The sequence below is a fragment of the Planktotalea sp. genome (genome assembly GCF_049680325.1).
GTDB lineage: Bacteria > Pseudomonadota > Alphaproteobacteria > Rhodobacterales > Rhodobacteraceae > Planktotalea.
This window is the reverse complement of record NZ_JBAUHO010000009.1, coordinates 1-7,515: the sequence shown is the minus strand read 5'-3', so window position 1 is coordinate 7,515 and position 7,515 is coordinate 1. Positions and strand designations below refer to the sequence as shown.

General features: G+C 56.5%; 7 protein-coding genes and 1 pseudogene. 4 read left to right on the top strand and 4 right to left on the bottom strand.

Annotation, left to right across the window (positions count from 1 at the left end):
• The first annotated feature begins 7 nt into the window (after positions 1-7).
• Positions 8-757 (top strand): triose-phosphate isomerase, encoded by a 750-nt coding sequence (tpiA, locus tag WBC85_RS00420; RefSeq protein WP_424432711.1) that lies wholly within the window; start codon positions 8-10, stop codon positions 755-757.
• Here tpiA and coaD read toward each other — a convergent pair.
• The 3 genes from coaD to WBC85_RS00405 form a co-directional block, all read right to left on the bottom strand.
• A complete protein-coding gene (gene coaD, locus WBC85_RS00415; RefSeq protein WP_424432709.1) occupies positions 754-1,245 on the bottom strand; it encodes a pantetheine-phosphate adenylyltransferase in 492 nt (163 codons plus the stop codon). The genes tpiA and coaD overlap by 4 nt on opposite strands.
• Positions 1,246-1,323: 78 nt before the next feature.
• Positions 1,324-1,758 (bottom strand): CBS domain-containing protein, encoded by a 435-nt coding sequence (locus tag WBC85_RS00410; protein WP_424432708.1) that lies wholly within the window; start codon positions 1,756-1,758, stop codon positions 1,324-1,326.
• Positions 1,759-1,834: 76 nt separating this feature from the next.
• Positions 1,835-2,749, bottom strand: coding sequence for a LysR family transcriptional regulator (locus WBC85_RS00405; protein WP_424432707.1), 915 nt, complete (start codon positions 2,747-2,749; stop codon positions 1,835-1,837).
• A gap of 103 nt (positions 2,750-2,852) precedes the next feature.
• On the opposite strand from WBC85_RS00405, the gene WBC85_RS00400 reads away from it, so the two are divergent.
• The gene (locus WBC85_RS00400; RefSeq protein ID WP_424432706.1) at positions 2,853-4,352 is read left to right on the top strand and encodes a CoA-acylating methylmalonate-semialdehyde dehydrogenase; all 1,500 of its coding nucleotides are present in this window, start codon (positions 2,853-2,855) and stop codon (positions 4,350-4,352) included.
• Positions 4,353-4,432: 80 nt separating this feature from the next.
• Here WBC85_RS00400 and WBC85_RS00395 read toward each other — a convergent pair whose 3' ends face one another.
• Entirely contained in the window at positions 4,433-5,401 is a 969-nt protein-coding gene (locus WBC85_RS00395) for a glycosyltransferase (RefSeq protein ID WP_424432705.1), read from the bottom strand.
• A gap of 164 nt (positions 5,402-5,565) precedes the next feature.
• Between WBC85_RS00395 and WBC85_RS00390 the strand changes: the two are divergent.
• Together WBC85_RS00390 and mmsB are read left to right on the top strand one after the other, a co-directional pair.
• Positions 5,566-6,528 (top strand): annotated as a pseudogene (locus WBC85_RS00390) (enoyl-CoA hydratase/isomerase family protein); the annotation flags it as partial.
• 81 nt (positions 6,529-6,609) lie between these two features.
• Positions 6,610-7,482, top strand: coding sequence for a 3-hydroxyisobutyrate dehydrogenase (gene mmsB / locus WBC85_RS00385; RefSeq protein WP_424432710.1), 873 nt, complete (start codon positions 6,610-6,612; stop codon positions 7,480-7,482).
• The last annotated feature ends 33 nt before the right edge of the window (positions 7,483-7,515 follow it).

Below are 7,515 nucleotides of genomic sequence, written 5' to 3'. Positions count from 1 at the left end.
GAGAATGATGCGGCGCAAACTGGCAGCAGGCAATTGGAAGATGAATGGCACAAGTGCGGATCTGGCTCAGATCGAAGCGCTTGCAACGGCCCATACAGGCGCGCTTTCCGAAATCCTGATTGCACCGCCAACCACCCTGCTCCACCGCGCCGCCGACATTGCAAAGAATGGCCCTATCACCTTTGGTGCGCAGGACTGTCACAAACGCGAAAGCGGCGCGCATACGGGCGATGTTTCTGCCGCGATGTTGCTGGATGCTGGCGCAACTTATGTCATTCTTGGCCATTCGGAACGCCGCGCCGATCACGATGAACATGATGAAGATGTCCGCGCCAAAGCGCGCGCTGCGCTGGCGGCGGGCCTGCGGGTGATTATCTGTATGGGCGAAGAACTGGAAGAGCGCGAAGCCGACAACACGCTCGATATCATCGGCGGGCAGCTGGCAGGATCAATTCCCGACGATGTCAGCGGAGAAAATCTGGTCGTCGCCTATGAACCCATTTGGGCCATCGGCACCGGCAAAGTACCGAGCGTTGCACAAATCAGTGAAGTGCATAATTTCATCCGCGCACGTCTTGAGCAGCGTTTCGGCCCCAAAATCGCGCGCGCAATACGTTTGCTTTACGGTGGTTCCGTGAAACCGACGAATGCAGCTGAAATCTTTGCCATCGCCAACGTTGATGGCGCGCTGGTGGGCGGTGCAAGTCTAAAAGCCGACGATTTCTCGCCGATTATCAACGCTCTGGACGCAAGTTAACCCAAACGCTCTTTCAGCGCGGTATTTACCTCTGGCGTGATGAAATGGGACACATCACCACCAAGGCGGGCGATCTCTTTCACCAGCTTCGAGGCAATCGCCTGGTGCTGGGCTTCGGCCATCAGGAACACGGTTTCAATCGAGTCATCAAGCACGCGGTTCATGCCAACCATTTGATATTCATATTCAAAATCGGCAACAGCCCGCAACCCGCGCACAATGATCTGCGCGCCCACATCACGCGCGCAATCAATCAGCAGGTTCTCGAAAGGATGCACGACAATTTCTGTGCCTGTTTGCTGTGACAGATCACTGCAAATTGCCTCGATCATCGCCACGCGCTCTTCGAGCGAGAACAATGGACCCTTGTCACGGTTGATGGCGACGCCAATCACCAGCTTGTCGACCAACGCGCAAGCGCGGCGAATGATATCGATATGACCCAATGTAACTGGGTCAAACGTACCCGGATAAAGACCTGTTCGCATGATTGCGCTCCTTTCGGTTAAGGCGCACGCAACAATATTGCGCAGCGAAACGCAACACCGAACCTGCCATTCAACGGCTTAATGCCCCATTATCATCCCTTGAAGCGCGTCTTTTTCCATCGAAAGCTCGCTCAGACGCGCTTTCACCGCGTCGCCGATTGTGACCAAGCCGATCAATTTACCATCTTCGACCACAGGCATGTGACGGAATCGCCCGTCAGTCATTTTTTGCAACACATCATCCGCGCGGTCGGCCCGTGTGCAGGTGACCAGTTCTGTTGTCATAAAATCATCAACCTTGTCGGAGAGGCACTTTGCCCCATGAGCCGCCAGTTCACGCACGATATCGCGCTCGGACAAAATTCCATCGGCGGTATCCCCGTCCGCTGAAATCACAACTGTACCTATGCGCTTGTCTGCTAGAATTTGCGCAGCGTCACGGACCAGAGTACCGGGCTTTACTGTCACGACCGTATCACTCGCCTTAGAGTTTAGAATTTGCTGCACCAACATGGCTCGCCCTCCAGTAATAATATTGCGTTATCCTCAGAGTTTCCGCAATTTGCCATTCTGTCAAGCAATGGTATCTTTAAGTTGCAGCGCACTGCCCTTCCAGAAATGCAATTTCTGCACGCAATCCCGTGGCCAGCATTTCCGCAAATCGGTTAAGCCGCTGCAACCTACGATCAGAGATATGGCGAACCAGATAAAAACTGCGTGTCAGGCTGACCTCGTCGACAAGCACGCGGCGCAGCTCCGGCGCAGTCGGCAGCGCAAAATCATGCACAATACCAAGGCCCGCACCCTGCCGGATCGCATGAAACTGCACAGCCACGGAATTTGAGGCAAGCGGAACACGCTCCACCCCGAGGGCCGCAAGATAGTCCAGTTCCTTGTCGAAAATCATGTCCGGAATATAGCCAATCATCCGGTGTGCGCTCAAATCTTCCTTCGCCGTCAAAAGCGGTGCCTGATCCAAATACTGCGGTGACCCCGCCAGATGCAGCTTATAGTCGCTCAGTTTCTGAACCGTTAACCGCCCCGCAGTTGGCGCACTGACTGTGATCGCCATATCGGCTTCGCGCTTGGACAGGTTCACAACGCGCGGCAAAGCTACAATTTGCACGTCCAGATCAGGATGCGCGGCGACAATACGCGCGCAAACCTGCGGCAACAGGAAATTGGCGCAGCCATCTGGCGCGCCCAAACGAATGCTTCCGCTAAGCTCACTGCCAGATGCGCTGCCCTGCACCATCAGATCGCTCGCGGCCCCCATCGCTTGTTCCGCTTGCTCCGCCAAAGGCAGCAAGCGAGAGCCGGCCGCGCTCAACTCATACCCAAGCGGCGATTTGGCAAACAATGCTGTGCCCATGCGTTGTTCTAGCCGCGCAACACGCCGCCCGACCGTCGCAGGATCAATGCGCAATTGTTTACCCGCCGCAGACAGGCTTGCCCCTCGCGCCACACTCAGAAAAACGCGCAAGTCATCCCAATTCTGTGCCATGGATCACCTTCTTGCAATTTTGCAAAACCTTTTGGGATTATTGCGCCTGTTCACAGCATTTTTGCAAGATTAATCTGCATCAGACCAATCGGAGGATTCCCAAATGCAAGAACTCACCCATTACATCGGCGGCGAGCACGTTAAAGGCACGTCAGGACGTTTTGCTGACGTCTACAACCCTGCGACAGGCGAAGTGCAGGCCAAAGTGCCGCTCGCCAACAACGAAGAAATGGCGAAAGCCGTCGCAATCGCAGCCGAAGCGCAGCCTGCTTGGGCCGCAACGAACCCGCAGCGCCGCGCACGTGTGTTGATGGCCTACGTTGGCCTTTTGAACCGCGATATGGACAAGCTGGCCGAAGCGCTGTCGCGCGAGCACGGCAAGACCTTCCCGGATGCCAAAGGCGACATCCAGCGCGGCCTTGAAGTCGTGGAATATTGCATTGGCGCCCCCCAGATGCTCAAAGGCGAATACACCGATGGTGCGGGCCCGGGCATCGACATTTATTCCATGCGTCAGGCGCTTGGTGTTACCGCAGGCATTACGCCGTTCAACTTCCCGGCAATGATCCCGATGTGGATGTTTGCGCCTGCCATCGCATGCGGCAATGCCTTCATTTTGAAACCGTCAGAGCGTGATCCATCGGTTCCACTTATGCTTGCTGAGTTGCTGGAGGAAGCAGGCCTGCCCAAAGGCATCATCCAGGTGGTCAACGGCGATAAAGAAGCCGTGGATGCGATCTTGCACGATGAAACAATCCAATCCGTTGGCTTTGTCGGCTCAACACCGATTGCTGAATATATCTACGCAACAGGCTGCGCCAACGGTAAGCGCGTGCAATGTTTCGGCGGCGCGAAGAACCACATGATTATCATGCCAGACGCGGATATTGAACAAGCCGCTGATGCGCTTGTTGGCGCGGGCTACGGCGCTGCTGGCGAACGCTGCATGGCGATTTCGGTTGCGCTGCCTGTGGGCGAAGAAACCGCAGACCGTCTGATTGCGGCGCTGGTTCCACGCATCGAAAAGCTCAAAGTCGGCCCGTATACCGCTGGCGATGATGTTGACTACGGCCCCGTTGTGACAGCGGCGGCCAAGCAAAACATTCTCGGCCTGGTGCAAACCGGGATCGATCAGGGTGCGAAACTTGTTGTGGATGGGCGTGATTTCAACCTGCAAGGCTATGAAGACGGCTTCTTTGTAGGTGCGCACCTGTTCGATCACGTGACGCCTGATATGGACATCTACAAGAAAGAAATCTTTGGCCCTGTCCTATCCACCGTGCGCGCCGGCTCCTACGAAGAGGCGCTCAAACTGGCGATGGACCATGAATACGGCAACGGCACTGCGATCTTCACACGCGATGGTGACGCTGCACGCGACTTCGCCAACCGCGTCAACGTTGGCATGGTCGGTATCAACGTCCCGATCCCTGTGCCGCTGGCCTATCACACCTTCGGCGGTTGGAAGAAATCCGTCTTTGGCGATCTCAACCAGCACGGCCCGGATGCATTCAAGTTCTACACACGCACCAAGACAGTAACATCGCGCTGGCCTTCAGGTATCAAGCAAGGCGGCGAATTCAACTTCAAAGCGATGGACTAAACAAACTGGCGCGCGCGGAACACTCTGCGCGCGTCTCTCCTTCATTTTGCCAATAAACTCGCCCCGCAGGGCCCGCGGATCTACTCGCCCGTGACGTGCGTGTAGCTCGTTTGGCCTTCGCCCCGAAGTCCGGCCCAAAACCCCTGGGCCACCCCTAGCGCACGGATACCGCGATGATAGCTATAGCGTCCAAGCACAGGCCAGAACGCAATGCGCACGACACCCGACAGGCCTTTGGATATGATCTGAGCAACCGCACTGACACGCGCTTTTGCGGGATTGCTAGCTTTCATTATCCTGAACTTCGTAATGCTCTGCGCCCGCGCACGCTCGGAAATGTAACGCGCGCTCAAGCGCGCGTTGGGCACCTCTTCGCTCACAATGGCACCCGGAACCCAGGCAAGCCGCAAACCCGCCTTGTGAGCACGCCGCGACAAATCCGTATCTTCGCCCCCGCTCAGCCCGTAGTCGGGATCAAAGCGCAATCCAGCGCCCTCCAGCGCGGCAAGATCAACAATCCAGTTGTTGGTCGCCAGATCAAAACGACGCCCCGCAGCCATTGCTACGCTTTTGCGCGTATCGCTGATCGCCGCAGCACGCTCATAGTAGGCCAAAACCTCAAGCTCTGCATCCGAGCACCCCATAGCGGGCGCAATCGGAAGCACGGGGCCACCAGCAAGCTGGGCTTTCGCTTCTTTCGCGCCTGCCCAAAGCAGGCGCAACCAGTCGTGGCGAACTTGTTCATCGTCATCAACAAAGGCCAGCCAGTCGGAACCATCCGCAAGCGCCGCCTCAATAGCAGCATTGCGTGCAAAGGAAATTCCGCGGCGCGGCTCATGAATAGCCTGGGCGGGCCAGCCGGTGCGTTTTTGAAAATCCTCAACGACTTGCGTGATGCTCAACTGGGAATCGTTTTCGACGAAGACAAAGCGAAGCTCGGCCCCTTGCGGCACATCAAGTGCCTGCAACGATTGCAAAAGATCAGCAAACATGCGCGGACGCGCACGCGTCGCAGCTGCAATAGTTATGCGCGTAACACTGCGCTCCATGATTTTCGCCCCAGATTAGGAGAAAAGCCTAGCCGCTCTAACCTTGTGATAACAACGCATGTCGCGTTGCCAGCACGCTATTTGAGCGCAAAGTGTTGCCCTAACGCCCCCAAACACCCAAAAACCACCCGAAACAGACCTCAAAACCCGAAAGCATTTCAGCAATGAGCGACATCCATATCCGTCAAAATGGCACGGCAGGCCATATCACCTTGAACCGGCCAAGCGCGCTAAACGCCCTATCCTATGACATGGTCCGCGCCATCGACGCGGCATTGATCGATTGGGCGGGCAATGCGGACATCAAGCTGGTGATTATCGACGCTGTTGGTGAAAAAGCTTTTTGCGCTGGCGGTGATATCGCTGATCTCTATAGCACAGGACGGGCTGGCGACTTTGCTTATGGGCAAGGGTTCTGGCGCGACGAATACCGTATGAACGCGCGCCTGGCGGCTTTTCCCAAACCAATTGTCAGCTTTTTACAGGGGTTCACAATGGGCGGCGGCGTTGGCGTTGGGTGTCATGCAAGTCATAGGATCGTTGGCGAAAGCAGCCGTATCGCCATGCCAGAAGTCGGCATTGGACTGGTGCCCGATGTTGGCGGCTCGATGCTCCTTGCTCATGCGCCGGGTCGTCTTGGCGAATATTTTGGACTGACCGCTGCACGAATGGACGCGGGCGATGCACTTTACGTCGGTTTTGCAGATCATTTCATACCCGAAGCCAACTGGACTGCGCTCAAGGACGAACTATGTGCGGACGGCGATAGCCACGCGATCGAGCGCGCGGCAAACACCGCGCCTGCGCCGCAAGTCTTGGAACATCTTGATCTGGTCAACGATGCCTTCTGCGGCGAAAGTCTTGCTGATATTTGCACGAACTTACGGGTTCAGGATACTGATTTTGCAACGAAAACCTTAAAGCAGATCGAGCGAAATTCGCCACTATCCATGGCGTGCGCCGTCGAGATGATCCACCGCTTGCGCGGCGTTACTGAATTGGAACGCGCGCTGGAACTGGAATACCGCTACACTGCGCGCGCAATGGAACATGGCGATTTCCTCGAAGGCATACGTGCGGCCATCATCGACAAGGACCGCACCCCAAAGTGGAAACATACGCTGGACAAGGTTCCTGCAGTTGATGTCTCGTTCATGTTGCGCCCGCTAGGTAAAGACAAACTGTCATTTGAAGAGGAAAGCAAAGCAATGCAAATCGGATTTATCGGACTGGGAAACATGGGCGGACCTATGGCCGCAAATCTTGTCGCTGCGGGCCACACGGTAAAGGGCTTTGATGTCGCCGGGACAAGCACGGCAGGCGTCAGCGTCGCCGCCAGCGCAGCAGAGGACGCAACTGGCGTTGATGTGCTTATCACGATGTTGCCAAACGGTTCCATTCTGCGCAGCGTCGCGGATCAGGTCATCCCCGCAATGAGCAAGGGCGCAGTTCTGCTGGATTGTTCGACCGTTGACGTTGAAAGCGCGCGCGCTGTGGCGGATCAATGCACGGCCGCTGGCGTTCTGGCATTGGATGCGCCTGTGTCTGGCGGCATTGGCGGCGCAAGCGGTGGCACATTAACATTCATGGTCGGCGGCGAAGAAGCCGGCTTTAACAAAGCGCTGCCCCTCTTTGAAATCATGGGACAAAAAGCCGTTCATTGCGGCGCGTCGGGCAACGGTCAGGCTGCAAAGATCTGCAACAATATGATCCTGGGCGTCACAATGATCGCAACCTGCGAGAGCTTTGCACTTGCGGACAAGCTTGGCCTTGATCGCCAGAAAATGTTCGACGTGGTCAGCACGTCTTCCGGCTATAGCTGGTCGATGAATGCCTACTGCCCCGCGCCAGGGGTTGGCCCGACGTCGCCGGCCGATAACGACTATAAGCCCGGCTTTGCGGCTGATCTGATGCTGAAAGATCTACGCCTTGCCCAGCAAGCCGCCAGCGGCGCAGATGCAGACACGCCCATGGGCGCACTTGCCCAGGCGCTGTATGAGCAATTTGTCGAAAACGAAGACGGCGCTGGCCGCGATTTCAGCGCCATGTTGCCGCGCTTTGAGCAGCGTTCGCGCAGCTAAGCGCAGAGCACCGCCATGTTAGAACATCTTGAC